The sequence below is a fragment of the Halanaerobium sp. DL-01 genome (genome assembly GCF_003338615.1).
Classification (GTDB): Bacteria; Bacillota; Halanaerobiia; order Halanaerobiales; family Halanaerobiaceae; genus QPJE01.
This window is the reverse complement of record NZ_QPJN01000033.1, coordinates 1-26,556: the sequence shown is the minus strand read 5'-3', so window position 1 is coordinate 26,556 and position 26,556 is coordinate 1. Positions and strand designations below refer to the sequence as shown.

General features: G+C 33.8%; 25 protein-coding genes, 1 pseudogene and 1 other annotated feature. Of the genes and pseudogenes, 24 read left to right on the top strand and 2 right to left on the bottom strand.

All coding sequences use genetic code 11. The annotated features are described in order from the left end of the window. The first annotated feature begins 107 nt into the window (after positions 1-107). From larA to DER71_RS10055, 19 genes are all read left to right on the top strand, one after another. Entirely contained in the window at positions 108-1,406 is a 1,299-nt protein-coding gene (gene larA / locus DER71_RS10145; protein WP_158531760.1) for a nickel-dependent lactate racemase, read from the top strand. Continuing rightward, a complete protein-coding gene (ilvD, locus tag DER71_RS10140; RefSeq protein WP_114458699.1) occupies positions 1,407-3,080 on the top strand; it encodes a dihydroxy-acid dehydratase in 1,674 nt (557 codons plus the stop codon). Then, positions 3,077-3,376: a UxaA family hydrolase gene (locus DER71_RS10135; protein ID WP_114458698.1), complete on the top strand. Its 300-nt coding sequence runs from the start codon at positions 3,077-3,079 to the stop codon at positions 3,374-3,376. Before ilvD ends, DER71_RS10135 begins: the two co-directional genes overlap by 4 nt. Next, positions 3,373-4,551 (top strand): UxaA family hydrolase, encoded by a 1,179-nt coding sequence (locus DER71_RS10130; RefSeq protein WP_114458697.1) that lies wholly within the window; start codon positions 3,373-3,375, stop codon positions 4,549-4,551. Before DER71_RS10135 ends, DER71_RS10130 begins: the two co-directional genes overlap by 4 nt. A gap of 210 nt (positions 4,552-4,761) precedes the next feature. Then, on the top strand, positions 4,762-5,988 hold the full coding sequence (locus tag DER71_RS10125) for a DUF401 family protein (RefSeq protein WP_158531816.1): 1,227 nt from the start codon (positions 4,762-4,764) through the stop codon (positions 5,986-5,988). A 25-nt stretch (positions 5,989-6,013) separates the two neighbouring features. Beyond that, the gene (locus DER71_RS10120; protein WP_114474615.1) at positions 6,014-6,955 is read left to right on the top strand and encodes a D-glycerate dehydrogenase; all 942 of its coding nucleotides are present in this window, start codon (positions 6,014-6,016) and stop codon (positions 6,953-6,955) included. A gap of 327 nt (positions 6,956-7,282) precedes the next feature. After that, positions 7,283-8,287 (top strand): asparaginase, encoded by a 1,005-nt coding sequence (locus DER71_RS10115; RefSeq protein ID WP_114458694.1) that lies wholly within the window; start codon positions 7,283-7,285, stop codon positions 8,285-8,287. A gap of 167 nt (positions 8,288-8,454) precedes the next feature. Continuing rightward, complete coding sequence (locus DER71_RS10110; RefSeq protein WP_114458693.1) at positions 8,455-9,411, top strand: NAD(P)-dependent oxidoreductase; 957 nt, start codon at positions 8,455-8,457, stop codon at positions 9,409-9,411. A 175-nt stretch (positions 9,412-9,586) separates the two neighbouring features. After that, positions 9,587-10,096, top strand: a complete 510-nt coding sequence (locus DER71_RS10105) for a 4Fe-4S dicluster domain-containing protein (RefSeq protein WP_114458692.1) — start codon at positions 9,587-9,589, stop codon at positions 10,094-10,096. Further along, positions 10,096-11,367 (top strand): hypothetical protein, encoded by a 1,272-nt coding sequence (locus tag DER71_RS10100; protein ID WP_114474614.1) that lies wholly within the window; start codon positions 10,096-10,098, stop codon positions 11,365-11,367. Before DER71_RS10105 ends, DER71_RS10100 begins: the two co-directional genes overlap by 1 nt. Before the next feature lie 16 nt (positions 11,368-11,383). Beyond that, complete coding sequence (locus tag DER71_RS10095) at positions 11,384-12,619, top strand: NAD(P)/FAD-dependent oxidoreductase (RefSeq protein WP_158531815.1); 1,236 nt, start codon at positions 11,384-11,386, stop codon at positions 12,617-12,619. After that, entirely contained in the window at positions 12,616-13,344 is a 729-nt protein-coding gene (locus DER71_RS10090) for a DUF362 domain-containing protein (RefSeq protein WP_114474612.1), read from the top strand. The genes DER71_RS10095 and DER71_RS10090 overlap by 4 nt, the downstream gene beginning before the upstream one ends. A 5-nt stretch (positions 13,345-13,349) precedes the next feature. After that, positions 13,350-13,994 carry a hypothetical protein gene (locus DER71_RS10085; RefSeq protein WP_114458688.1) on the top strand — a complete coding sequence of 215 codons (645 nt, stop codon included), beginning with the start codon at positions 13,350-13,352 and terminating at the stop codon, positions 13,992-13,994. Between the two features lie 99 nt (positions 13,995-14,093). Next, positions 14,094-15,035 carry a tripartite tricarboxylate transporter substrate binding protein gene (locus DER71_RS10080; protein ID WP_114458687.1) on the top strand — a complete coding sequence of 314 codons (942 nt, stop codon included), beginning with the start codon at positions 14,094-14,096 and terminating at the stop codon, positions 15,033-15,035. A gap of 63 nt (positions 15,036-15,098) precedes the next feature. After that, a complete protein-coding gene (locus DER71_RS10075; RefSeq protein WP_114458686.1) occupies positions 15,099-15,572 on the top strand; it encodes a tripartite tricarboxylate transporter TctB family protein in 474 nt (157 codons plus the stop codon). A gap of 12 nt (positions 15,573-15,584) precedes the next feature. Further along, positions 15,585-17,078 carry a tripartite tricarboxylate transporter permease gene (locus tag DER71_RS10070; RefSeq protein ID WP_233487040.1) on the top strand — a complete coding sequence of 498 codons (1,494 nt, stop codon included), beginning with the start codon at positions 15,585-15,587 and terminating at the stop codon, positions 17,076-17,078. Positions 17,079-17,092: 14 nt separating this feature from the next. Next, positions 17,093-18,073: an aminopeptidase gene (locus DER71_RS10065; protein ID WP_114458685.1), complete on the top strand. Its 981-nt coding sequence runs from the start codon at positions 17,093-17,095 to the stop codon at positions 18,071-18,073. A gap of 27 nt (positions 18,074-18,100) precedes the next feature. Beyond that, a complete protein-coding gene (locus DER71_RS10060) occupies positions 18,101-18,898 on the top strand; it encodes an NAD(P)-binding domain-containing protein (RefSeq protein WP_158531814.1) in 798 nt (265 codons plus the stop codon). Between the two features lie 59 nt (positions 18,899-18,957). After that, the gene (locus DER71_RS10055; protein ID WP_147267768.1) at positions 18,958-19,668 is read left to right on the top strand and encodes a FadR/GntR family transcriptional regulator; all 711 of its coding nucleotides are present in this window, start codon (positions 18,958-18,960) and stop codon (positions 19,666-19,668) included. 58 nt (positions 19,669-19,726) lie between these two features. Here DER71_RS10055 and DER71_RS10050 read toward each other — a convergent pair whose 3' ends face one another. Further along, positions 19,727-20,176, bottom strand: a complete 450-nt coding sequence (locus DER71_RS10050) for a helix-turn-helix transcriptional regulator (RefSeq protein WP_114458682.1) — start codon at positions 20,174-20,176, stop codon at positions 19,727-19,729. 345 nt (positions 20,177-20,521) lie between these two features. On the opposite strand from DER71_RS10050, the gene DER71_RS12115 reads away from it, so the two are divergent. The 5 genes from DER71_RS12115 to DER71_RS10030 all read left to right on the top strand — a co-directional run bounded on the left by DER71_RS12115 (position 20,522) and on the right by DER71_RS10030 (position 25,071). Further along, positions 20,522-20,665: a hypothetical protein gene (locus tag DER71_RS12115; protein WP_199505607.1), complete on the top strand. Its 144-nt coding sequence runs from the start codon at positions 20,522-20,524 to the stop codon at positions 20,663-20,665. A 189-nt stretch (positions 20,666-20,854) separates the two neighbouring features. Then, positions 20,855-22,243: a sodium:alanine symporter family protein gene (locus DER71_RS10045; RefSeq protein WP_114474610.1), complete on the top strand. Its 1,389-nt coding sequence runs from the start codon at positions 20,855-20,857 to the stop codon at positions 22,241-22,243. 391 nt (positions 22,244-22,634) lie between these two features. Further along, complete coding sequence (locus tag DER71_RS10040) at positions 22,635-22,925, top strand: TM1266 family iron-only hydrogenase system putative regulator (RefSeq protein ID WP_114458680.1); 291 nt, start codon at positions 22,635-22,637, stop codon at positions 22,923-22,925. A gap of 2 nt (positions 22,926-22,927) precedes the next feature. Continuing rightward, positions 22,928-24,220, top strand: a complete 1,293-nt coding sequence (hydF, locus tag DER71_RS10035; protein WP_114474609.1) for a [FeFe] hydrogenase H-cluster maturation GTPase HydF — start codon at positions 22,928-22,930, stop codon at positions 24,218-24,220. 116 nt (positions 24,221-24,336) lie between these two features. Then, complete coding sequence (locus tag DER71_RS10030; RefSeq protein ID WP_114458678.1) at positions 24,337-25,071, top strand: MBL fold metallo-hydrolase; 735 nt, start codon at positions 24,337-24,339, stop codon at positions 25,069-25,071. 147 nt (positions 25,072-25,218) lie between these two features. Here DER71_RS10030 and prxU read toward each other — a convergent pair. After that, positions 25,219-25,830 (bottom strand): annotated as a pseudogene (prxU, locus tag DER71_RS12265) (thioredoxin-dependent peroxiredoxin); the annotation flags it as partial. Between the two features lie 260 nt (positions 25,831-26,090). Beyond that, positions 26,091-26,309: a binding site (T-box leader), on the top strand. Positions 26,310-26,556: the final 247 nt, after the last annotated feature.

Sequence of the window (26,556 nt, the reverse complement as noted above, 5' to 3'; positions counted from 1 at the left end):
TGCAGCAGCAGTAGCAGAGGCAGCTGTAAAGTCCGGTGTAGCAAGGATAGAGTTAAGCTATGAGGAGGCTTATAAAATGGCCGAAGAAAAACTGGGGAGAGAGTAATATGGAAGTAAAAATACCTTATGGTAAAAACGAATATGTTCCTGTTGATATTCCCGAAAAAAATTTAATCGGTGTCTTTGATGTAGAAGAAAAAGAAAAAATAGAAGATACAGCTGGCGCCGTTAAAAAAGTACTGGAGAATCCTGTTAAAGCTGATTCACTTAAAAAACTTGCAGAAGGTAGAAAAAATGCAGTTATAGCAATAACAGATCACTCCAGACCGAACATTGAAAAAATAGCACTACCTATAATTGTAGAAATGTTAAATGAAGCAGGTCTGGAAAATGATAATATTACTGTTATGATTGGTCCAGGCTCTCACAGACCTGCCTATGAAGAAGAAGTTAAAGATAAACTGGGTTCAGTATATGAAAAAGTAAATTATGTCTGCCACAGCGCTTTTGATAGTGAGATGGTTGATTTAGGAGAAACTTCTTTTGGTCATCCTGTAAAAATCAACAAACAATTTTACGAAGCAGATTTAAAAATTGCGCTTGGTACTGTTTTACCACATCCATTTGCCGGATTTAGTGGTGGAGGAAAAATGGTTTCTGTTGGAGTAGCAAGTGATGAGACCATTAGTTCCACCCATAGACCTGTAATAGTTGACAATCCTCAGGCAAGCTTTGGAATAGTGGAAGACAATCCATTTTATCTTTCAAGTCTTGAAATGGCAGAAATGGCAGAAGTCGATTTTCTGATAAATGGAGTTATGAACGAAGAAGAAGAACTATTTTATGTGCAGGCTGGAAAAGTTGAAGAAGCACACAGAGATATAGTTGCTTATGTTAGAGATATGTTTGAAGTAAAAGTTCCGGAAAAAGCAGATGTCTTAGTTGTTGCAAGTGGATATCCAAAAGACTCTAATCTTTATCATGTTTCAGCCATGGGGGTATGTGCAGTTGCCGGTTCAGCAGTAAAATACCCATGTGTTGATAAAGGTGCCAGATTAATTATGGTTTCACCAATGGAAGACGGAATTTACAATCATGTATTTTATGATACTCTGGCTAAATATGAGTCTCCAGAAGAGGTTGTAAATGTCGTAGGAGCTTTTGAGGAATTTGAACCTGGTCACCATAGAGCTTATGGGGTTGCACAGGTTCTTTCAGACCATGAAGTAGTTATGGCTCAGTCATATTTAGAAAAAGATGTTTTCGAAAAAATTCATATGAGTTATGCAGATACAGCTCAAAAAGCGGTAGATCAGGCACTGGCCGATTTTGGAGAAGATGCAAGGATTGCTGTGATGCAGTATTCACATAGAATGATAGTTAAATATGATCCGGAGGTGAAATAGTTGGAAGATCTAAGAAGTCAAAAACACATGGAAGGTATAACAGGGGCTTATGCCAGAGCCATGTATAGAACAATGGGATATACAGATGAAGATCTCAAAAAACCTCAAATAGCTATAGTTAATTCATTTAGTGAAAGTAATCCAGCTCATTACCATCTCAGAGATTTAGCTAAATTTGTAAGGGAGGGTATTTATGCGGCTGGAGGAATGCCGGTTGAATTTAATACCATTGCTCCCTGTGATGCTGTTGCTCAGGGTAAAGGTATGCACTATATTCTGCCTTCCAGAGATATCATTGCAGCTTCAATAGAGCTAATGGTTCAGGCATCACAGTATGATGGGTTAGTTATGCTCTGTTCCTGTGATAAAATAGTGCCTGGTATGCTGATGGCAGCAGCCAGACTTGATCTTCCGACTGCATTTTTAACAGGTGGTGTAATGCTCCCTCGCGAGATAGGTGGAGAAGAGCTTGTTACCTGTGATATAAAAGAAGCAATGGGGAGAGTTAAATCTGGTGAAATAACCGAAGAAGAATTTTATGAAATAGAATCGACTACCTGTGCTACAGTTGGCACATGTTCTATGATGGGAACAGCAATGACAATGAGTACATTTGTTGAAGCTTTAGGGCTTTCTATTCCTGGTTCTTCTACAATGCTTGCCGTTGATTCTCAGCGGATGCATAAAGCAAAAGAGACAGGTAAACTGGCAGTAGATCTGGTAAAAAATAATATTACAGCCAGAGAAATGATCAATGAGGAAACTATTAAAAATCTGGTAAGATATTTAATGGCTGTAGGTGGATCAACCAATGCAATTTTACATCTGCAGGCAATTGCTTCTGAGTTTGGTTATGAACTGCCATTAAAATTATTTGATGAGTACAGTCAGACCACACCACTGCTGGCAAAGTTTAAGCCGGCTTCCAGGTTCCATATGAGTGATTATCACAAAGCAGGTGGAGTTTATGGAGTTCTTAAAGCACTTTCACCACAGTTATATACAGATTTTAGAACTATAACCGGTGAAAAAATGAGTGATCTTCTTGAAAATGTAGAGTTTACTCCTAATGAAGTAATTAAATCTCCTGAAAATCCGCTGGCAGAAAAAGGTGGACTTGCCGTTCTGCACGGTAATCTTGCTCCTAAAGGATCGATTGTAAAAGAAAGTGGAGTGGATGAAGAAATGCTGGTTCACAGAGGACCGGCTGTTACAGCAGATTCGGAAGAAGAAGTTAGAGAGCTTCTGCTTTCCGGTAAAGTTAAGCCTGGTGATGTACTTGTAATCCGCTATGAAGGACCAGCTGGTGGCCCGGGAATGAGAGAACTATCACTCCCTGCTGCAATACTAGTAGGGATGGGATTGGGCAAATCTGTTGCAATGATTACAGATGCCCGGTATTCTGGAGCAACACGAGGTCCCTGTATTGGTCATGTTTCTCCAGAAGCTGCAGCAGGTGGAAATATTGCTTTTATTAAAGATGGTGATATGATAGAAATTAATATTCCTGAACGAAAGCTTGAACTGAAGGTCTCTGATGAAGAACTTCAAAAGCGCAGGGAAAACTGGGAGAAAGTTCCGATGAAAGTAGCTGACAACAGTTTCCTTAGAACTTATGCCAAAATGGTAAGTGATGCTGGTGAAGGTGCAGTATTCAAATATAGGGAGAAGTGATCAAAATTAGTGAAATAAATATCCTCAAAATAAGTAAGAAAGATAATGTGGCAGTACTTCTTTCTGATGCAACTGAAGGTGACTATTATATTTATAATGACAAAAAATATGAACTTAATGAAGATATAAAGTTTGGACATAAAGTAGCACTTAATGATATAAAAAAAGATGAAAAAATAATTAAATATGGTGAAGTTATTGCATATGCAAAAGAGGACATACCTGCCGGAAGCTGGATTCATAACCACAATATAGTATCAGACCGCGGCAGATTAAAAGCAGGTGATGATAGATGAAATTTATGGGTTACAGACGAGAAGATGGCACTGCAGGTGTAAGAAATTTTCTGGCAGTAATTCCATCAGTTTTCTGTGCAAATAAAGCTGCAGAACAGATTGCAGCAAATATAGATAATGCTGTAAGTCTAACTCATTCTGTTGGCTGCAGTCAGGTGGGTGAAGATCTGGAGCAGACAGCAAGAACACTTAAAAATCTTGCCACACATCCCAATATAGGTGGAGTTTTAATTGTTGGACTGGGATGTGAAAGATTTACTCCTCAGGAATTTTACGATACAGTAAAAGCTAGCGGAAAACCTGTAGAAAAAGTTGTTATTCAGGAAGAAGGAGATTCAATAAAAGCTGTCAAAGCTGGTACAGAAAAGCTGTATCAATTGAATGAAATAGTTAATTCCTATCAGAGAGTAGAAATTGATGTGTCTGAACTAATAATCGGTTTAGAATGTGGTGGAACTGATGCCACTTCAGGTATAGCTGCAAATCCGGCCATAGGAAAAACATCTGATATTTTAATAGGTGAAGGAGGTTCTTCAGTATTTAGTGAGACAACTGAACTTTTGGGTGCTGAACACATTTTAAAGCGCCGCTGTGTAAATGACGAAGTCGCAGACAAAATGCTGAACTCTGTTGAAAGAACAGAGGGAGAACTTGCAAGAGCGACTGCTTCAGAAAAATATCGGCACCGTTCTGCACTTATCTCTACTGGTAATTTTGATGGAGGAGTCAGTACAGTGGTAGAAAAAGCACTGGGTAATATTCACAAAACTGGATCTGCACCTATAACAGGTGCAGTAAGATATGCAGAAAAACTGCAGGCAAAAGGGCTTAATTTTATGGATACTCCCGGCCAGGATGGAGAATCCACCACAGGTCTGGCTGCAGGTGGTGCTCAGATTGTTCTCTTTACAACAGGTAGAGGGACACCTACAGGATTTCCAACTGTACCTGTGATAAAAATAACAGGAAATGATGATACCTATCAAAAAATGAAGTTTAATCTTGATGTTAATGCTGGGAAAGTTATTCTAGGTGAAGAAGATATTGATTCAATGGGTAAAATAATATTTGATTATATGCTGGAAGTTGCTTCAGGTAAAAAAACAAAAGCTGAAGTTCTCGGTCATGATGAACTATTCAATATACCCAGAGTTTTAAATTACTGTGGAAATTAATATCTAAATTAAAGTGGATGGGAGTTGTATTTATACTCCATCCACTTTTCCTGTTTGCAAATTTAATTTTACATAAGATGTTTTTTTGTATATTATTAAATGGTACTGGATGATTTTATCCTAGCAGCTGATTTTAAATCAGGGGGTGGGGATAAACCGATCTGTTTAATTTTATTTTGGATGGACATATTAAAATAGAAGGTGGTTTTTTTGAATATAATTGGATTGATAATTGCTTTTTCTGCAGCAGTTTTTTTGATTTTTAAAGATTATAATATGGGGCTATCTCTTTTTACTGGGGCGGTAATACTTAATTTTTTTAGTGGTTTTGGTTTTGTTAATTTGTTTGAAAATATAATATTAACTCTGCAGGATCCGACTACAATACAGCTCATGCTTGTTGTAACACTTATAAGTGGATTGGGTTATTTAATGGATCTGACAGGAGATATGAAAAGAATGATAGATGCCTGTATTAATATCTTTAAAGATGGAAAGATCTTAAGCATGATTCTGCCGGCACTGATTGGTACATTATCTGCTCCAGGAGGAGCAATTCTTTCTGCACCGATGATAAATGAAAGTGGAGATAAAATCGGTCTGGATAAAAATAGAAAAACAGCGATTAATCTTTTTTTTCGCCATATTGGATATTTTATCTACCCATTATATTCCTCTATTATTGTCGCCAGCAGTATGTTAAATAGGAGTGCAGCATCGATAATAAAATATAATGCTGTAATAATGTTATCCGGTATAATAATTGCTTATTTTGTATTTTTTAGAAATTTAGAATCTGAAAAAAAACATAAAAACAGAAGCAGCTTTACAGAAAATATATATAATTTCGGCAGGGCTTTTTTCCCGATTTTTATAATACTATTTCTTGCATTAGTAATGAAAGTATATTTTCCCCTTGCTGCTTTAATAGGTATAGTAACTGCAGTTTTTAATAAGTGGCCGGAAGAGGAGAAAGTTAAGATTTTTAAAAATAGATTTTATAAATTTTTTACAAAAGGTATAAAATATAATTTAACTTTAATTATATTTGGAGTAATGGTATTTAAAACAACTTTAGAAAAATCAGGAGTAATTAATATAATAGCAGATGTTCTGACAGGACTGGGCCTGCCTCTTTTTTTAGTAATAATTGTCCTTGGATTTATTTCAGGATATATAACCGGAGTACATATGGCAGCTACAGGTATCTTACTGGCAATATTTATACCTCTTTTCCCTGCAGGTGTTGAAGGACCATATGTTTCACTGCTTTTAACTTCAATAATAATTGGCTACCTTGTTTCTCCACTGCACTTATGTCTGGCATTAACTACAGAATACTTTTCTTCTGAAATAGCAGAGGTATATCGGCTGCTTTTTCTGCCATTGACAGGAATGATTCTGGCAGGAGTTATTCAGATTATGATTTTTGCATAAACTTATTTCAAAAGGAGGATATTTAATGACAAAAAAAGTTCTTGTTACAAAATATTTAAAAGGTTCAGCTCTGAATGATTTAAAAAGAGAAATGGAAGTTATTATGCCTGATGAGGGTGAGGGTTATTCCAAAAAAGAACTAAAAGAACATTTGAATAATGTTGATGCTGTTCTTGTATCTAGAGCTGTAATAACAGAAGATCTGCTGGATGAAACTGAAAGATTAAAATTGATATGTGTACATGGAGTAGGATATGATAATGTAGATGTTAAAGCTGCCAGAAGACGAGGGATTGCCGTTGCCAACCTGCCGGATGTATTATCTTATGTAACTGCAGAATTTGCGTTTGCCCTTATGATATCTTTGAGCAGGCGTGTTGTTGAAGCAGATCATTATGCTCGAAACCATAATGATCACAACTGGCATCCGTATTTACTTTTAAGCAGAGAACTTAGAGGAAAAAAACTGGGTATCTTTGGGCTTGGTAATATTGGGATGGAATTTGCAGAGATGGCCCGTGCTTTTAAAATGGATATATATTATCACAACAGGACTAAAAATAAGGAACAGGATATTGCAAAATATTTAAGCAAGGAAGAACTTTTAAAAACTGCAGATTATATATCATTACATATTCCTTTAAATGAAAGTACAGAAAATTTTTTGTCTCACAAAGAATTTGCCCTTATGAAAGAAGATGTATATATAATAAATACTGCTCGCGGTCCGATTATTAACAAAGATGCACTGCTTTCTGCATTAAAAAATGATAAAATTGCCGGTGCTGCCCTGGATGTTCATTATAGTGAACCATATATTGAAGATGATTTTAAAGATTTTTCGAATGTAATATTAACTCCACATATAGGAACAACCACTTTAGAAACTCGGGAAAAAATGCTCCATAAAGCTGTGGAGACAATAACCAGTTCTTTTTCAGGTAAAAAGCTGGATAATCTACTTTAGTTTGTTTATATATAATAAATATTTTCAAAGAAGTATATTATGGTTTTCCCACAAAAAGGTTATTTGCGTCTCTAACTCATTAAAATTGCACCACAGGCACTCTGTATTTAAATAATTCGCACAGGCACTGTTTAAGGTTGCACCACAGGCACTCTGTATTTAAATAATTCGTACAAGCACTGTTTAAGGTAGATTAACGAAAAGGCCTAATGTTCCGCGAACACCCTTTTTGTGGACACATCATATTATAACTTAAAGTTCTGCTCCGGTTAATTTAATTATTTGTGGAGCAATTAATATAAAACTTATAAATAAGAGGTGTTTATAATGTCCGAAATACTGGTAGAAGAATATAGAGGTAAACTTTTGGAAAACATTCATAGAGGAGATATTGCTGTCTGTTCAGCAGAAAAGAAGGTTACAGCTTTTTGTGGAGATACTGCTAAAGATGTATATTACAGGTCTGCAGCTAAACCTCTACAGGTGCTGCCTGTTATTACAAGTGGTGCAGCAGATAAATATGGTTTTACAGATAAAGAAATTGCTCTGATGTCTGCTTCACACAGTGGAGAGGAATTTCATATTGAAATCTTAAAAAATATTCTTTCTAAAATGAATCTAACAGTTGATGATCTAAGATGTGGCAGTCATCCTCCCTTCAGCCGCAGTGCTAGAAAACACCTGCGTGAGAACGATTTACCTATTACTCAGGCACATAATGCCTGTTCAGGTAAACATTCTGCTCAGCTGGCTCTGGCTAAATTTTATGGATGGGATATGGATACATATTATAAAAAAGAACATCCCGTACAGCAGCTTCTCTTAAAAACAATTTCTGAAGTGGCTGACTATCCAGAAGAGAAAATTTATCAGGGAATAGATGGCTGTGGTGTGGTAGTATTTGGCCTACCGTTAAAAAATATTGCTTATTCTTATTTTCTGCTGGAAAACACTGAATTTCTAGATAAAAAATACAGAAAAGCAGCAGACAGGATAGTTCGTGTTATGAAGGAATATCCAGCTGTTATAGCAGGTACAGATCGTTTTGGAACATTATTGTGTCAAACCCTATCCAAAAATATACTTGCTAAATCTGGGGCAGATGGTGTATTTGCACTTGCTTTTGATGATAAAGGAATTGCGGTTAAAATTGAAGATGGAAAATTGCCTGCTGCATATCCGGTTGTGATAGATATATTAAAAAAATATGATGTTATAACTGATGAAGAAATAGAGAAGCTTGATAAATATTATAGACCTGTTATTAAAGATCACAATGGTCGTAAAGCTGGCTATATAAGAGCCAATTTTGCATTGACAGCAAACAAATAGAAAACAGGTGGACACATCATATATAATTTATTTTTATGTAAAAAAGAAAATTTAAAAAAATCAGAAAAAAATAAAAAAATCAGGCAGGAATTTGACTTTTCTTATAGAAATTAATAATTGGTTGAACCATTAATCCAATATTTTGTTTTATGAGAGGGGGGATATAATTGGCATTTAAAGTATTGGTGACGAAATATATTCCTGAAAAAGGGCTGAAAGAATTAAAAAAACACTGTCAAATTATTATGCCACAAAAAGGCGAAGAATTTGACGACAAATATATTATGGGAATTGCTGCAGAAGTAGATGCTATTATTGCAGTTAGATTTAATGTTAGTACGGAATTTATTAATAAAGCTAAAAATCTCAAAGTTATTAGTGTTTATGGAGTTGGAGTTGATAATGTAGATTTAGAAAAAGCTTCAGAGAAAGGTATTATAGTTACTAATTTGCCTGAAGTAGTAACAGAAGCAACTGCTGAACTGGCTTTTGGTTTAATGTTAGCCTTGAGCAGAAGAATTGTCGAGGCAGATTATTATTTAAGAAATAAAAATGATAAAAACTGGCACCCTTTTTTACTTCTCAGCAATGAACTATATGATAAAAATCTTGGTATTATAGGTTTTGGTAGAATTGGTCGTGCTGTCGCCAGAAGAGCTTTAGCTTTTGGTATGAAAGTATATTTTTATGACAAAGCTTATACAAAAGATGATAAATTTAATATGGATGTTCAATACTCTTCTTTTTCTAATATATTAGAAAATATGGACTATATAACTCTCCATGTTCCCCATATTAAATCAACACATCATTTGATTTCCAAATATGAATTTCAAATAATGAAAAATTCCTCTTTTTTAATTAATGCTTCCCGGGGACCAGTAGTTGATCAGAAAGAATTAATCAGTGCTTTAAAAAATAAAGAAATTGCTGGTGCTGCTCTTGATGTTTTTGAGAATGAACCGGAAGTTCCTCAAGAATTAACTGTTTTTAAGAATGTTGTTCTCACTCCACATTTAGGGACAACTACTATTGAAACAAAAACCAAAATGGCTTTTGAAGCTGCTAATAAAATTATTCAATTTATTAATGGAGGGACACCCACAAATATTGTGAATCAATAATATCATCAAATATTTAATATTCAAAAAATAAAAAAGATTTGATTTTTAAGCTTGAATTATGTAAAATGTACTTAATAGTATTAATAATGGTTGAACCAATGTACCTCTGATTATTTAAAATTATCAAACTATTATACCTTTTGAGAATAGTTTGCTGTGAGAAAGGAGAAGATTGATGAAAACAATTTTAGTTGATATGGATCTTTGTGTCGGCTGCAGGACATGTGAACTGCAGTGTGCAATCGAGAGAGTTTCAAAATCCAAAGAATTTGTTAAAGCTGCATTAGAAAATCCAGCACCCAAACCCCGCATAGATGTACAGACCAATGGGGTAGAAAATCTGCCCATACAGTGCAGGCAGTGTGATGACATGCCCTGTTATTATGCATGTCCTTCAGGAGCTATTTATGTAGATGAAGAAACAGAAAAAGTAGTAATAGATCATGAAAAATGTATAGGCTGCTGGATGTGTGTAATGGTATGTCCTTTTGCAGCTGTAAATGTTCATGATGGACTTGCTGATAAATGTGATCAGTGTATTTTTATGGATAACCCAGTATGTGTAGATTCCTGTCCAACAGGTGCACTAAAATATGTTGAAAGTGAAGATGAGTCTCGAGAGATAAAGGTTAATAGATCAAATAATAACTTTGATGATTATATTAAAGGGAGGTCAAATAAATAATGTTGAAAGCAAAAAAGAGATCACTAGATCCAATGGCCGATGAATTACTAGTAAAAGCGGCAAATGATAATACAAAATTAAGCTGGGATATGCATGAAGAAAATCTCCCCCACTGTGGTTTTGGAGAAATGGGACTCTGCTGTACTAAATGTATGCAGGGGCCATGCAGAATAGATCCTTTTGGAAATAATGCAGATAGAGGAAGCTGTGGTAGAGATGCTGCTGTAATTGCAGCAGAAAATCTTTCACTCCAATTTCTTTCTGGATTGAGTTCAGCATCTGAAGAGCTTAAAGATGTTGAAATTTTAAAAGAATCGCAGAATTTGCACAGCTATTTAAATGGCGGCATGAATTTAGATGCTGAAGAAGTTCTTCAGAAAACATTTGATCATGTAGAAAAAGTTTATTCAAAACTTGATTTAAGCAGTGAAAATAATATAATCACCAATAAATTTGATTTAAACAAGAAAAAAGTAGTCATTTCTGGTAAAATTTCTGATCAGACAGTAAATATGCTGAAAGAGCAGGAAGATGTTGAAGTATATTCTCTTTTGAATGAGTATTATTATGAAGACGTAAAGCCTCTTACCAATTACGGGAGCCAGGAATTTATAGTAATGAGTGGATTTCCAGACCTGATTGTATTTGGATCAGGCTGTGCTAAGCCGTCACTGCTGGAGCTTGCAGATAAATATGATGTTGATTATGTCTACGAATCTGATTTAAGTGAATTTGATTTAAATGATGTTGAAAGCAGTGGATACATGGAAATAGATTATCTTGATTTTGATTTAAAGAATGATTATGAAGATAAACTTTCTGAAGCTGACAAAATTGCATTAGTAGCAGGCTGCAACAATGTAAAGTATTCTCAGGATAACAGGCTAAAAAAGCTTACAGAACATCTTCTTAACTCAGGTTATACTGTACTGACCAGTGGATGTGCAGCGATGGGTTTAAATAAATATTTTTCAGAAGATGACGAAATTTATTACTTAGGCAGCTGTAATAATACTACTGCTTTCGGTGAAATTGCAGAAAAATATGCTGATAGTAAAAAAGTTGTAGCTGTATTTCCAGAATTGAGTCAGATGAAAGCATTTAGTCAGGCAGCATATCTTGCTAAAAAAAGTGTAAAAACATATGTTATGTCAAAAAGCTTTATACCACCTTATTCTGAATTTAAAGATATAATTAATAATACAAATCCAGCCTTAAGAATAAAGACAGAAGGATATAAGTTAGAACAGATTAGCGGTATTTTAGACTAATATGGGGGTTATAAAAATGAAATACTTAATAATAGGCTGTGGACCTGCAGGTATGCATGCAGCATATAAGTTAGATGAATTAGATAAAAATGCAGAAATAACCCTGATTAATTCTGAATCCAATCTTCCCTATTCAAGAATACTAATAACATTTTTGTTAGAAAAAAAAGTTGAAGAAGAAGATCTATTTATCTTTTCTGAAGAGTTTTTGCAAAAAGATAATATAAACTATTATCAGAATAAAAGTGTGGAAGAAATAGATTCTGATAATAAAAAGGTTAAATTAAATGATGGAACAGCTCTTAATTATGACAAACTTTTGATTGCTGCTGGTGGAGATCCCAAGCGTCCATCTGTAAAAGGGATTGAATCAGACAGAATATTTACCATAAGAACAATAGATGACATAAAAACTGTAAAAGCAAAAATGGAAACTGCAGAAAAATGTGCTGTGTTAGGTGGAGGACTTGTAAGTTTAAAAATGGCACAGGCTTTAAAAAGGCAGGGAATTGGTGTAAAAGTTCTTATCCGGTCACCAAGGGTTTTATCACAGGTTTTAGATGAAGAATCTGCAGTATTGATAGCAGATCATTTAGAAGAAAATGGTATAGAACTCTTAACCGGAACTCAAATTGAAGAAATAGTTGAGGAAAAGAAAGGTCTTGTATTTAATACTAACAAAGGCAAAATAAGTTCTGACTTCGCGGTTATTGGAAAAGGAGTTAGTCCTAATATGGACTTTTTGGACAAGACATCTGTTAAAACAGACTGGGGAATATTATCAGATGAATATCTTCAGACTGAAGAAAAAGATATTTTTGCAGCAGGTGATGTTGTCGAGAATTATAATATTGCTCAGGATAGTATTCAGCTCAATTCTATCTGGCCGGATGCAGTTCTGCAGGGTATAACAGCAGCAGAAAATATGGCCGGTAAATTTAAAAAATATCCAGGAAATATTAATATGAATGCTGTAGACATATTTTCTCTTCCACTTATTGCAATGGGGAGAGTTAAAGATGTAGAAAATTTAGAAACAGTAAAATATGAAAATAAATCTGAAAAGAAGTTTGTAAAATTGTTTTTCAATAATGATTTATTGGTTGGTGCAGTTCTGATTAATGATGTAGAAAATGCCGGTTTTTATAAACAGTTAATTGCTAAAAGAAAAATCATTAAAGATAGAGAGACATTGTTAAATAAAAATAACTTACTGGCAAATTATATATTTTGGAAAGAGGTGACTGAATGAAAATCTATGAAAATTTGTGTGTGGGCTGTGGAAGATGTCACCCATACTGTCCAGCACAGGCAATATATTTTACAGATGGAATAAGTAAAGTGGCACAGGATTTATGTTTTGAATGTGGTGCATGCCTCCGTTCACAGGTATGTCCGGTAGATGCAATTTATGAGTCAGAAGATGTTTACGATTATCCCAGATCTGTAAGGAAATTCTTTAGTGACCCAACCACTACTCATAAAGAGACAAATATGCCCGGACGTGGTACAGAAGAAGTTAAAACAAATGATGTAACAGGACGAACTGCTAAAGGTGAGCTTAGTATTGGAATCGAGGTAGGACGCCCAACTGTCGGTACGAGGATTTTTGAAGTGGAGAAAATAACAAAAGCTCTTGCCGAAGCTGGATTTAATGATTTTGAAGAAAAAAATCCTGTTTCTGGACTTATGAAAAATAAAGAAAAAGGAATTCTTAAAGAAGAAGTTTTACATGAAAGAGTATTATCTGCAATTGTAGAATTTACTATAAAAGAAGAAGAACTGGAGAGATGTTTGGAAGTGATTGAAAAAGCAGCTGCAGAAATTGATACTGTATTTACAATGGATCTAATCAGCTGTTATGATAAAGGAATGAAAATAAGAGTACAGGATATTATTGATAAATCTAATTTTACCCCGAGGCCAAATGCCAAAATAAATATAGGGATCGGCAGATTGAATGATGAGGAGGCTTAAAACTTATGACACATACGTTACACCGTGAAGGTTCTGTAGAAAGTCTGCAGGATGATCTGCTGTTGCTGATTACTCCTGCTATAACATACAATGATAAGGGTGCAGCTGAAAAAATTAAAAAAATGATTGATATTGTTTTTGATGTAGGTCCAACAAATTACGGGTGTTATGAACTTGGTATGAATATTTTATCTGGAGTAGAAGTGGATGTTATAAAAGAAGAAACTAAAGATAATTCCCGTATAAGATGTGTATTTAGTGATAAAGAAAAGTTTAAAGATGTTTTAAGAAGAATAATAGAAGCTGATTTAGGCCTCTCAGTTACAGTCAGTGGACTTCAGTCTATTGTAAAAGAGGTTCTTGATGAAATGGAGATAGATCCTCACTCAGTTAACCTGGCTATGGGAACACATGGAGCAACAGAGAAATTACCTGATGAAAATTTTAGAAAGATTACAACTATGTGTGGTCATGCTATGGTAGCTCCTGGTTTGGTAGAGGATATGATAGTTAAAGTAAAAAAAGGGCAGTTAACCATTGATGAAGCTGCTGTAGAAATTGCTAAACCATGTATATGTGGAGTTTTTAATCATGAAAGAGCAGCACTGCTTTTAAAAGAAATTATGCCGCTCTATGTAATAACCGATTAATTAGAATATTTTGAAAGGGGGAATTACTGCGGGAAAATAGTACAGGTGAAAATAGAATAAAATTATTTGAATCACAAAAAACCAAGGAGGTAATTTATTTTGAAAAAAATCCTAGTGTTAAGTTTATTAGCGATCTTTTTGTTAAGTCTTACAAGTATGGGTGTGGCGGCTTATCCGGAAGAAGAAATTGAATGGGTTCTCTGGTCAAGTCCTGGTGGAGGGACTGATACTACAGCAAGAACAGCTGGTATTCCACTGAGAAAAGATATGGGAGTACCGCTTGTAATAAGGAATATGTCTGGTGGTAGTGGTGCTAGAGCTATGGAATATGTACAGGAGCAGAAAGCAGATGGGTATACCTGGCTTTTCATTACAAATACTCTAATTACAACTACAGAAAGAGGATTAGTTGATTATACTTATGAAGACTGGGAGCCTGTTTTTATGCTGAATCATGATCCACAGACAATTGCTGTAAGTGCAGATAGTGGTATAAAATCATTTGAAGATTTAGTTGAACTTGGTAAAGAGAGAAAACTTAAGTGGGGATTAACTCATCTTGGTGGAAATGATCATGTAGCTATAAATACAGTGGCAGAAGCAGTTGGTGTAGGATATGACCCGATTGTATATAATAGTGGAGCAGAAGTTATGGTTGGAGCTTTAGGTGGTTCCATTGATGTGTTTATTTCTAATCCATCTGAAATAATGGGACAGGTTGAAGCTGGTAAAATAAACATTATTGCTTCAATGAGTGAAAAGAGATTAAGTATTTTACCTGATACTCCAACATTGAAAGAATTAGGATATGATATTCAGTTTGGTACCTGGAGAGGTGTAGCAGTTAAAGCAGGGACCGATCCAGAAGTTGTGAATAAAATAGAATCAATGCTAGCAGAAGCTGCTGACTCTGAAATTTACAGAGAATTCCTTAAAGATAATGGAATGGATTATAATGTAAAAAATGCAGAAGAGTTTGACAAATTCATCCAGAAGCAGTGGAGTGTTTTCTCAGAAGGTCTAAAGAAAGTTGGACTATAAACCAACATTAATCTGGAGGGGAGATTTTCTCCCCTCTCTTTAAAAAGGAGGTCCATTAGAAAAATGAAAAAAAATCCAACTTTTATTACAGCAGTAATTATGATTTTAATTGCAACATTATTATTTATATCGACTTATTCTATACAGGTATCTGGTGAACAGGGTAACAGACTAGGGCCAAGATTTTTTCCTCGGTTAATGCTGGGATTAATTATATTTTTTAATTTAGTACTGGCATATCAATCATATAGATATCCAGAAGAACAAAAAAAAGTTAAACCTATACCAAAAGATAAACAGAATAGATTTATTGGGACAGCAGTTTTAGGTGTTTTGACCGGGTTCTCTTTTAATTATTTAGGTGGTTTTACAGCTATTTTTCTTTTTGTATTATTATTTTTAATCATTTGGAATCAAAAAAGGATAAAAGTTTTAGTTTTAACACCAATTTTAGTGACAGCAGGAGCTTACTTATTATTTCATGAGCTTCTTTCAGTTAGAATGCCTAAAGGTATAATCGATGCTCTATTTTTATAAGGAGGTGGTATCTTGTTAAATTCAATAATGATCGGATTAAGTGCTATTTTTGAACCAATGAATTTTTTAGCTGTTTTGGCCGGAGTTGTTTCCGGTATGACAATAGGAGCTTTACCAGGTTTATCTGCTACAATGGGAGCTGCCTTAATTGTGCCGTTCACATTTTTTATGGAACCTATACCCGCAATTGCAATGTTAAGTGCCCTATATTGTGGTGCCACATATGGTGGGTCAATTTCTGCAATACTTGTTAACACACCAGGAACACCAGCTGCTGCGGTTACTACTCTGGATGGGTATGAACTTTCTAAACAGGGTCATGCCGGTAAAGCACTTGGAACTGCAGTAATTGCGTCTGGACTTGGAGGAATATTTAGTGTTGTAATTTTAATTTTTGTTGCTCCTCAGGTTGCCGAAATAGCTCTAAAATTTGCTGATCCAGAATATTTTAGCCTGGCAATTTTTGGTGTTAGTATGGTAGCAAATATATCTTCTGATAATGAACTAAAAAATATAATTGGTGGAATGATAGGTATCTTTTTAGCAACTGTAGGAATGGATTCACTTACAGGATTTCCAAGATTTACATTTGGTTTTAGCAGTTTAACTTCTGGAATAGATTTTATTCCCGTGATGATTGGATTATTTGCTTTTGCAGAGGTTTTACGCCAGGCACAGACATATATTAAGAGTGAGACTAATACAGAAATCGCTGGTCTATTACCAAGCTTTAAAGAATTATGGCCATTAAAATGGAGTATGCTTCGTTCAGCAGTTATTGGTACTTTTGTTGGAATTCTGCCAGCTGAAGGAGGAACTGTTGCTTCTTTTATTGGTTATAATGAAGCAAAAAGGTGGTCAAAACATCCAGAAAAATTTGGTACAGGTTTATTAGAAGGAGTAGCTGCACCTGAAACAGCAAATAATGCTGCTACTGGTGGAGCAATGGTCCCTACTTTAACTTTAGGTATACCTGGCAGTTCAACAACTGCAGTTATACTTGGGGGATTAATGATACAGGGGTTACAGCCTGGCCCACTTCTGTTTGCGACTCAGCCTAAATTTGTTTATTCTATTTTTGTAGCAATGGGTCTTGCAAATATATTATTTTTAATAGTAGGTTTAGGAGGAGCAAAAGTTTTTGCTCAGGTAACAAAAATACCAATTTATATATTAAATCCAATTGTTATGGTTTTATGTATTATTGGTTCTTATTCACTAGGGAATAATGTTGCTGATGTGTGGATTATGATTATAACAGGATTGATAGGATTTGTTATTAAAAAAGTTGGATTTTCTCCAGCACCAATTGTTCTAGGATTAGTATTAGGAAGTTTAGTAGAGGTGTCTTTCAGGAGAGCTATGACAATTTATGACCATAATTATTTAATATTTTTTCAGAGACCATTTTCAGCTATTTTCCTTAGTCTAGCTTTACTATCAATTTTATGGCCATTTATTACTAAAACAATTAAACACCGCCGCCAGTCACAGCAAGGTAATTAAAGGGAGGTTTTTTAATGAGAGGTAAAGAAGTATTGATGATGCAAAATGCAGAAAAAATTATTTACACATGTGCAGCTGTAAAAAAAGGAGAAAAAGTTTTAATTATTACTGACCCTGAAAGACTTGATATAGCTAAGATTTTAACTGGTGTAATGCTTAATAGAGATATTGAGCCTGTCACAGCGGTTATGATGCCGAATGAATTTGATGGACAGGAGCCGCCATCTATGATTTTTCATGCTATGTTAGATGCAGATGTGATAATAATGCCAACGGCAAAATCTATTGCCCATTCTGAAGCAGTTCATAAAGCTTTAGATGATGGTGCAAGAGTTTTAGCGATGTCTGCCTTTGTGGAAGAGCAGATGTATGAAGGAGGAATAAATGCAGATTTTGTTAAAGAAAGGCCTGTGTGCTTGAGATTTGGTGAATATTTCACAAATTCAGATACTATTCATATTACTTCTCCTGCAGGAACAGATTTTACAGCTTCACTTAAAGGTAGGAAAGGTAATTCACATGCGTGTATAGTAGATGAACCAGGTATGTATTCATCCTTAACAAATATTGAAGCAAATATTTCACCAGCAGAACACAGTGCAGATGGAACTATTGTAGTTGATGGAGCAGTTTCTAATTTTGGTATCGGAGTTGTTGATGCTCCTATAATAATGGAGATTGAAAATGGTGCTATTCAAAGTATTTCCGGAGGGAAAGATGCTAAGTTTTTAGATGATCTTCTTAAAACTATTGGTGATGAAGGAGCATTAAATATAGCTCAAATTGCTATTGGGCTTAACCCATTAATAAAAGATTTCAATGGTATTATGCTTAATGATCATGGAGTTTATGGTAGTTCACATATCGGTATTGGCACAAGTCATAATTTAGGTGGCGATGTAAAAGCAGATATACACTATGATGTAATGATGGCAAATCCAACCATTAAATTTGATGGTCAGATCGTAATCGAAGAAGGTAATGTTATAGGATAAAATATTGATGGAAGGGGAGAATTCATGATGGCAGATAAAATTGGAATAATAGGATTTGGAGAAGCAGGGCAGGCAGTTGCTGGTGGGTTTACAGAAGAAGGAAATTCGGTTGCTGCTTATGATCTTCAATATAATAAATATTTAGAAAGAGCGGAAGAACTTCAGGTTAATTTGTTTGACAATAAAGATGAGTTCCTAAAAAATGTTAATATATTATTTTCTCTTGTTCCCTGTTCAGTTTCTCTGGCAGTTGCAGAAGAATTTATACCATTGCTGGACAGCAGGAAAATATTTATTGAGCTTTCAGCTAGTTTTCCGGATGATATGGAAAAGGCATCTCAAATTGCAGACAATAATGGGATTGATTTTATTGATGGTGCTATCATGGGTTCTGTTATTAATTTTAAACATAAAGTTCCGATTTTTTTGAGCGGTAAAAAAAGCGTGGAAATTAGTAAAGATTTAAAAAAGTTAGGTATGAATATTGAAGTTATTGGTGATAAAGCAGGACAGGCATCTGCATCTAAATTGTGCCGAAGTATATACACTAAAGGAACAGAGGCTCTACTTGTAGAATTGTTAAAAGTTACTGAACATTTTGATATAACAGACACTGTTTTGAACTCTATTGATAAAACCTGGTATTTAAATGGCTTTCGTGCAGAGGCGGAAAGATTATTTAAATCTACTGAAAAACATATTGAAAGAAAACATGCTGAGGTTGTTAATGTTGTAAAAATGATTAAGGATATTGGTGTTGAGGCATATATGTCTCAAGCAGCCGAAACTGTTTTAAATCAAAAAAAGGATAATTTGACTAAATAAAAATTAGATAATATAATTAATTACTGGTAGAACCAGTTATTAATTATGGAGTGATAAAATTGAATTTAAAACCCGTTAAAAAAGAACGGATATCAGATCAGATAATTGATCAGATATTCAAATTAATAGTATCAGGCAATTTAAAACCGGGAGATAAAATACCTTCTGAGAGAAAGATGACTGAATTATTTGATGTAAGCAGAAACAGCATCCGGGAAGCGATTAAACTGCTTGAAATGCTTGGATTTCTTGTCTCTAAAAGAGGAGATGGAACATATATAGCCGATATGTCTTCAGATGTATTTGAAGGATATATAAACAAACATAATATAAGTAATGACAACCTCAATGCTTCAGAGGTGGTAGAGGCAAGAATGGCAATAGAACCTTCTATTGCTAAACTGGCAGCTGAAAGAAGAACTGAAAAACAACTCAATATGCTGGAAAATATTGTTGATGAAATAGAAAATAACAGTAAGAGTAAAAATAATGAGGCGGATCTCTATTTTCATCGTATGCTGGCCAAAGCTTCTCAAAATAAAGTTCTTGAGGAAACTCTGAATTTTCTTATAGATTATACTTCTGAAGTTTCTAAAAAAAGTCGTGAGATTAATGAAACTTTTTTTCCTCTTAGAATTCGAAAAAAAGTAGAAGAACACAGAACAATCCTGGAAGCAATTAAGAATCAGGACAGCAAAAAAGCATCTGTTTTGATGTACAGGCACCTAAAAAATGTTAAGATTAAGCTGGAAAGGCTAAGCAGTGAATAAAACAGCGGAAAATATATCTAATAATACTAAACTCCCCTTTAAAGGGGAGTTTTAAGTTTTACTCTATATAATCAGAAAATGTCTTTTTCAGCAGTATAGAAATATAACCTTTAGTATTTCTATCTTCATTTTGGTAACTTTTTTGCAGCTGTATAAGAGAATAATAAAAATCATAATCAAAAGATTCTTCTGTCTGAAAATGTTCTGCCATAACTTTCAAAAAAGCTTCTTCAGCTTTTTCAAAATCACCTATTATGTCAATACATTCCCTTACAATCTGCTTGTTATCTTTATAAATTTTACCCTGTGCTGTTTTTAACCACTCTAGTCTTACTCCCAATTCTCTGGAGATACTGTGCAGAAGATGTTCGGTTGGATTTGTCCTTCCACTTTCCACTAAAGCAATTGTAGACCGGCCTACACCAATTTTTTCTGCCAGCTGTTGTTGTGTCAAATTATACTCTTTTCTAAGCTTCTTAATATTTTTCACAACAGTTTTTCTGTCCATTATTATTCCCCGTTTCCATGTTGAAATTTTAATTTGAACAATTCTTGACAATGTTTATAAAAAACAATATAATTATAATTGAAATAAAATTATAATTATATAAAACATATATTTTTTAAAAAATCAAGAAAGGAGGATAGAGGTAAAAAAGCATTAAAATTCTTAATTTTAAAATACAGCAGTACTTTCTTCTAAATACTTTGTCTTCTAAATACTTTACTATATTAAATTATATCATAATAAATATTTATTGTAAATTTTACGGACTGACGGTGATTATCGTAATATTTAATTTTATTATTTGTATTTATAGTTTAATTTTAAATATGTTGGGGGGGTATTACCTTGTCTAAAGATAGACTTTCTAAAGAGGCAGTTCCTCATTATAAACCAGGTGATAAAATATACAAGCTTTTTAATCACAAAAAAGTAATTATAGATGGTAATCAGGATACATTTGTTATAAATATTGATAAAAATGAAAACTGATTTCAGGTCGGTCTTTCCGGCCTCAATCCTTATTCTCAGGTTTAAATAAATGTTTGGTTTAGAAGAATTAAATATTGATTTTAAATGATAATTATATTTGCAAAAAATATATTTTTATTTATAATACAATTTGTGATTTATTTCTCAAAATTATTAATTACATAATAAAATTAAAGAGGAGAGATTTCTATGGCTTTTTTTCAGTATGTTAACAGTATTCTTTGGGGTCCAGTAATGATGGTTTTACTTCTGGGGACAGGTATTTTATTTACTTTAAAGTTAAGATTTATTCAGGTTAGAAGACTAAAAGATTCGTTTAAAGAAACTTTTGGAAAAATGTTTGATAAATCTATCACAGCAGATGAAACCGGGATTTCTTCATTTCAGGCACTTGCAACTGCTATAGCTGCTCAGGTTGGCACTGGTAATTTAGTTGGGGTTTCAACTGCAATAGTAGCCGGAGGGCCTGGTGCAATATTCTGGATGTGGATCAGTGGTGTCTTTGGTATGGGTACAATTTTTGCAGAAGCTGTTTTAGGGCAGGAATATAAAGAAGAAGTTGGTGGTGAAATGACAGGAGGACCAGCTTTTTACATAAGAAATGGTTTGGGAAGTAAATTTATGGCTGGACTTTTTGCTGTTTCAATTGTTCTGGCTCTTGGAATAGTCGGCAATATGGTTCAATCCAACTCGATCGCCACAGCTGTTTCAGAGGCATTTGGTATATCTACTCTTATTGTTGGTGTTGTTGTAGCATTACTTGTTGGTCTAGTTGTAATAGGAGGCCTGCAGAGAATAGCAAATATTACAGAAATGGTAGTTCCATTTATGGCTGTAATGTATTTTCTGGCGAGTTTTGTTGTTATATTTATAAATTTTGAGAGCATTATTCCATCATTAAAAATGATATTTTATGGTGCATTTAACCCAACTGCCGCTACTGGTGGAGTAATAGGTGTATCAATGAAACAGGCATTCCGCTATGGTATTGCCAGAGGTTTGTTTTCTAATGAAGCTGGTATGGGTTCAACACCTCATGCACATGCAGTAGCTAAGGTGAACCATCCTGCACAACAGGGACTTGTAGCTATTTTTGGAGTCTTTTTTGATACTTTTGTGGTATGTACAATGACAGCCATGGTTATAATTACCAGTGGAGTTTTTAAAACTGAAGCACTTCGCGGAGCAGCAATGACACAGGCAGGTTTTGCTCAGTCGTTAGGTGGACTGGGAGAAAAGTTTGTAGCAATAGGTCTTTTCTTTTTTGCGTTTACAACAATTATCAGCTGGTATTATTTTGGAGAGGTAAATATAAAATATTTATTTGGAAAATCCCGGATCAAAATTTATCGATGGGTTGTAGTAATTTGTATTATTCTGGGTGCTACAATGAAGGTTCCTGTTATCTGGGAAATGGCAGATACATTTAATGGTATTATGGTAATTCCTAATGTCATTGCCCTGCTTGGTATGTCATCACTGGTTAGCAAGATATATGATGATTATGAAAATAATTTTTTAAAGAACAAAGATTCAGAATATGAGAACACTAGTATGCCGAGAGAAAAAGTGAATTAATATTTAGTTTAAATTAGGAATATAGAAAAATGTAGTACAGTAAAAGCTTCCTTAAGATTCACATATTAAAAATTTTAATATCCCTAAATCTTTCTTTTCTGTAACATGATCTAAAAAATGAGGGAATTCTTTTTATGTGAATGCTTGCACACAATAAAAAATTATTGTATAATAATATAAAATATATCTGAACAGATGGGATTTATATTCCTGACTGTGAGGATTATAAAAGCATTGTTTTTCCTCAGTTTAAAGGAAAACCTGAGAATAAGGGAAAAGAACTAGAAATGGAAAAATCCCTGTCTTTACTGCGGCAGGGATTTTGCAGTTGTTTAAGTATACAATTTCATAAATTTTTTGCCTTGAGCCTGCGAAAGGAATGGTTATAATTATGATTAAAAGAATTGGAGTTATTGGCATTGTGGTAGAAAACAGAAAAGAAATCAGTGACAAATTAAATAAAATTTTAAGCAGTTATGGTGATATTATAATCGGAAGAATGGGTATACCATCAAAAGAATATGGCTTATCAATAATATCATTAATAGTTGAAGGAACTTCAGATGATATTGGTGCAATAACAGGAAAATTAGGCAGTCTTAAAGGGGTAAATTTAAAATCAGCACTTACATCAGTAAAAATTAATGATAAAGTTAATTCTGATAAAACAGGAGAGAACTAAATATGAATTCAACTTCTAAAGGAGAAAGGCCTCATATAGCTGTATTTGGTCGGAGAAATGTTGGTAAATCTACTTTTATTAATAGATTAACAAATCAGAATCTATCACTTGTGTCAGATCAGCCTGGAACCACAACAGATCCAGTATATAAAGCGATGGAACTTCATCCTGTTGGTCCTGCTGTAATAATTGATACAGCTGGTATAGATGATACAGGTGAGCTTGGGGAAAAAAGAATAGAAAAAACTCGAGAAGTTTTGCGAAGAACTGATGCAGCGGTGCTTGTAATTTCTGCTGTAGAGGATGCTGGAGATTATGAAAATAATCTTATAAATGAATTTAAAAAAAGAAGTATTCCATTTATTGTGGCTGTAAATAAAATAGATTTGCTGGATAATATATCTGATAATAAAATAACTGAAGTTAATTTTTTAAAAAATAAAACAATGATAGAAAAAAAATCAATAGGAATATTTCTGCAGAACTGTAAGACAGATTATGTGTTTATTAGTGCAGAAAAAGGAAAAAATATAGATAAGGCAAGAGGGCTAATTGCAGATAAATTACCTGATGAAGACGAAAGTAAAAACACTATTATAGGTGACCTGATTGATCCAGGTGACCTTGTTGTTTTAGTAACTCCTATTGACAGTGCTGCACCCAAAGGTAGACTAATACTTCCACAGGTGCAGACCATAAGAGATATAATTGACCACAATGGAACAGCAGTGGTGAGCAAAAAAGAAAAAATTAAATCGGAAATAGATAAACTCAAGCAGAAACCTAAAATAGTTGTAACAGATTCTCAGGTATTTGGGGTGGTTTCTAAATTTGTACCTGATGATATTCTTTTAACAGGATTTTCTGTGCTTTTTGCCAGATACAAAGGAGATCTTAATATTTTTGTTCGCGGAGCAAAAGCTATGTCAGAACTCCAGGCTGGGGATAAAGTTTTGATTGCAGAAGCCTGCACCCACCGCAGACAGCATGATGATATTGGAACAGTAAAAATCCCCAACTGGATTCACAAAAAAATATCTGCTGATATTACGTTTGATCATACTGCGGGAAGAGATTTTCCTGTCAATCTAGATCAATATAAATTGATACTTCACTGTGGCGGATGTATGTTAAATAGAAAAGAAGTTATAAGCAGAATTACAGAAGCAGAAGAAGCAGGAATACCGGTCATAAATTACGGTATGGCAATTGCCTGGCTGCATGGTATACTTGATAGGGCATTAAAACCTTTTCCAGCTGCTTTAAAGCTGTGGAATGATTCTAGAAAAAAATGAATTTATTTATAATAATTATTATTTAGAGATGACTAATTTGACAGTTTTAATTTTATTTTGATTTTGGGGAAGATATTTGTTTGGGCTCCGCAAAATATTTAGAGGAGATGATAATTATGAAGGCAGAAATTTACCACCTTTACCACAGTTCGGCAGCAGTAAAATTAAAAAATGACCTATTTATTTTTGATTATTATAAAGATGATTTAAGAGGGGAAAATTTAAATCTTAAAGATGGCGTAATAACTAAAAATAGTTTTGATAATATAGATAGAGCTTTTGTTTTTGTTTCCCACCGGCATCATGATCACTATAATAAAGTTATATATAAATGGCAGCAGTACCTAGATAAAATATACTATATTATTAGTGATGATGTTGAACTCGATTTTACACAGGAAAATATAATTATGGTTTCTAAAGATCAGACATTAACTGTTTCAGATATAAAAATAAAAACCTTTGGCAGTACAGATGAAGGAGTTTCTTTTTTGGTTAAAACACCAGATATAAATATTTTTCATGCTGGTGATTTGAATTGGTGGAAGTGGAAAAAGTTTAGTCCGCGTGTACAGAAAAGAGAGGAAAGAAATTATAAAAATGAAATAAAAAAAATAGCTGGTGAAAATATAGATATAGCATTTGTACCGGTTGATCCTCGTTTGGAGGAAAACTATTATCTGGCCGGCAAGTATTTTATTGAAGAAATAAAGCCAAAGATATTTATACCAATTCATTTTTCAGATAATTACAGTATAACTGAAAAATTCAAGAAGAAGATGAATGGAAGTGCAAGTGATGTAAAAGAGGTAAAATTTCGCGGTGAAAATATAATTTTTGAAAAATTTTAAAAAAGTAAAAATAATTTTAATGATCTATAAAAATAATATAACCGATGTTATATTGTAAAATAAATATTAAAACCCCAATTATTAAAATTGGGGTTTTTTTAAAATGATATATTTTTAAAATGACCAGCGGCTATTTTGAGTTATATATTATTCAGTAAAGGCATTATCTGTTGTCCACTGTTTGTATATTTTGCCAACTGCATCAGGGCCAGGACTTAAAGTAGGTTTACCCGGCTGCCAGCCTGAAGGAGTAACCTGATTTCCGTCAGTTTCTCTTACCAGCTGGAATGCTTTAAGCTGTCTAATAAGTTCTTCAACATTTCTTCCAACAGGAGGTGTTAGTACTTCCATAGCCTGTAGAACACCATCTGGGTCAATAATAAATCTGCCGCGCACGTCTACTCCAGATTCTTCATCATATACGCCATATTTTTTACCAATTTTTCCAGCTGAATCTGAAAGCATTGGATAAGGTATACCACCTTTAACCATTTTGGAAAGTTCAGTTTCATCCCAGATCTTATGGCTGTGCACACTATTAGTACTTACAGAAAGGACTTCTACATCCAGTTCTTTTAATTCATCATACTTGACGGCAACTGCCGACAGTTCAGTAGGTCATACAAATGTGAAGTCGCCGGGATAGAAACAAACTACCCTCCACTGTCCATCATAATCAGATAACTTAACATTTTTAAATTTGCCTTTGTGATAAGCACTTGCTTCAAAATCAGGTGCTTTTTGTCCAACTCTTATCATAAATAAATACCTCCTATGTAATTAATATTGTTATTTTTATTATAACAGAAAGGAAGATTTTTATCAATAGTAATTACTATTATTATTTATTTTTTTAGAGATTATTATTGTTTTTATAATAATCAACATCTGTATAAAAATATACCCAGAATTTAATTTTATTATAGAGGTGTATGTGGTTAATTAGATGAAAATAAAAAACTCATTTTTAAAAACTTGCAAATAGCCATATAATAATATATAATGATTAAAATTAATATTAAAATTCTTTGAACAGGAGAGTAAAAAATAGATTGGATAAGCGAGTTGAGATTTGGTGAGAGCTCAGCCAATATTTATTTTTGAAGCGCACCTGGGAGATTTTTTTCTGAATGAAAGTAGGAAGAAACGTAATAAATGCGTTAAATGTTTAAGTGGGTAGATATGAATTAATATATCTGCCAATCAGAGTGGTACCACGGAATTAACCTGTCTCTATCAAGGAGGCGGGTTTTTTTATTTATAAAGCAGCTATTTTTTTGAAGGAGGAATGATAATTATGAAGATTAGGAAACGGCGACGATATATAACATATTATTAAATATAATTTGTATAATAAATTTTTAGATATATAGAGAATTTATTTTTGGCTGTGATAGAAGTTATAGTCTGCTAGCAAACCTCGTGGGCTTGCCCCGAGAAAATAGCAGACGGTTTTGAATTTCAATTATTATGTTTAGCTAATAA

Bases quoted from the DNA above. Each gene is read 5' to 3' on its own strand.
- larA (WP_158531760.1), top strand. From the start codon at position 108: ATGGAAGTAAAAATACCTTATGGTAAAAACGAATATGTTCCTGTTGAT.
- DER71_RS10130 (WP_114458697.1), top strand. From the start codon at position 3,373: ATGAAATTTATGGGTTACAGACGAGAAGATGGCACTGCAGGTGTAAGA.
- DER71_RS10120 (WP_114474615.1), top strand. From the start codon at position 6,014: ATGACAAAAAAAGTTCTTGTTACAAAATATTTAAAAGGTTCAGCTCTG.
- DER71_RS10115 (WP_114458694.1), top strand. From the start codon at position 7,283: ATGTCCGAAATACTGGTAGAAGAATATAGAGGTAAACTTTTGGAAAAC.
- DER71_RS10105 (WP_114458692.1), top strand. From the start codon at position 9,587: ATGAAAACAATTTTAGTTGATATGGATCTTTGTGTCGGCTGCAGGACA.
- DER71_RS10100 (WP_114474614.1), top strand. From the start codon at position 10,096: ATGTTGAAAGCAAAAAAGAGATCACTAGATCCAATGGCCGATGAATTA.
- DER71_RS10095 (WP_158531815.1), top strand. From the start codon at position 11,384: ATGAAATACTTAATAATAGGCTGTGGACCTGCAGGTATGCATGCAGCA.
- DER71_RS10090 (WP_114474612.1), top strand. From the start codon at position 12,616: ATGAAAATCTATGAAAATTTGTGTGTGGGCTGTGGAAGATGTCACCCA.
- DER71_RS10085 (WP_114458688.1), top strand. From the start codon at position 13,350: ATGACACATACGTTACACCGTGAAGGTTCTGTAGAAAGTCTGCAGGAT.
- DER71_RS10075 (WP_114458686.1), top strand. From the start codon at position 15,099: ATGAAAAAAAATCCAACTTTTATTACAGCAGTAATTATGATTTTAATT.
- DER71_RS10065 (WP_114458685.1), top strand. From the start codon at position 17,093: ATGAGAGGTAAAGAAGTATTGATGATGCAAAATGCAGAAAAAATTATT.
- DER71_RS10060 (WP_158531814.1), top strand. From the start codon at position 18,101: ATGGCAGATAAAATTGGAATAATAGGATTTGGAGAAGCAGGGCAGGCA.
- DER71_RS10050 (WP_114458682.1), bottom strand. From the start codon at position 20,176: ATGGACAGAAAAACTGTTGTGAAAAATATTAAGAAGCTTAGAAAAGAG.
- DER71_RS10045 (WP_114474610.1), top strand. From the start codon at position 20,855: ATGGCTTTTTTTCAGTATGTTAACAGTATTCTTTGGGGTCCAGTAATG.
- DER71_RS10040 (WP_114458680.1), top strand. From the start codon at position 22,635: ATGATTAAAAGAATTGGAGTTATTGGCATTGTGGTAGAAAACAGAAAA.
- hydF (WP_114474609.1), top strand. From the start codon at position 22,928: ATGAATTCAACTTCTAAAGGAGAAAGGCCTCATATAGCTGTATTTGGT.
- DER71_RS10030 (WP_114458678.1), top strand. From the start codon at position 24,337: ATGAAGGCAGAAATTTACCACCTTTACCACAGTTCGGCAGCAGTAAAA.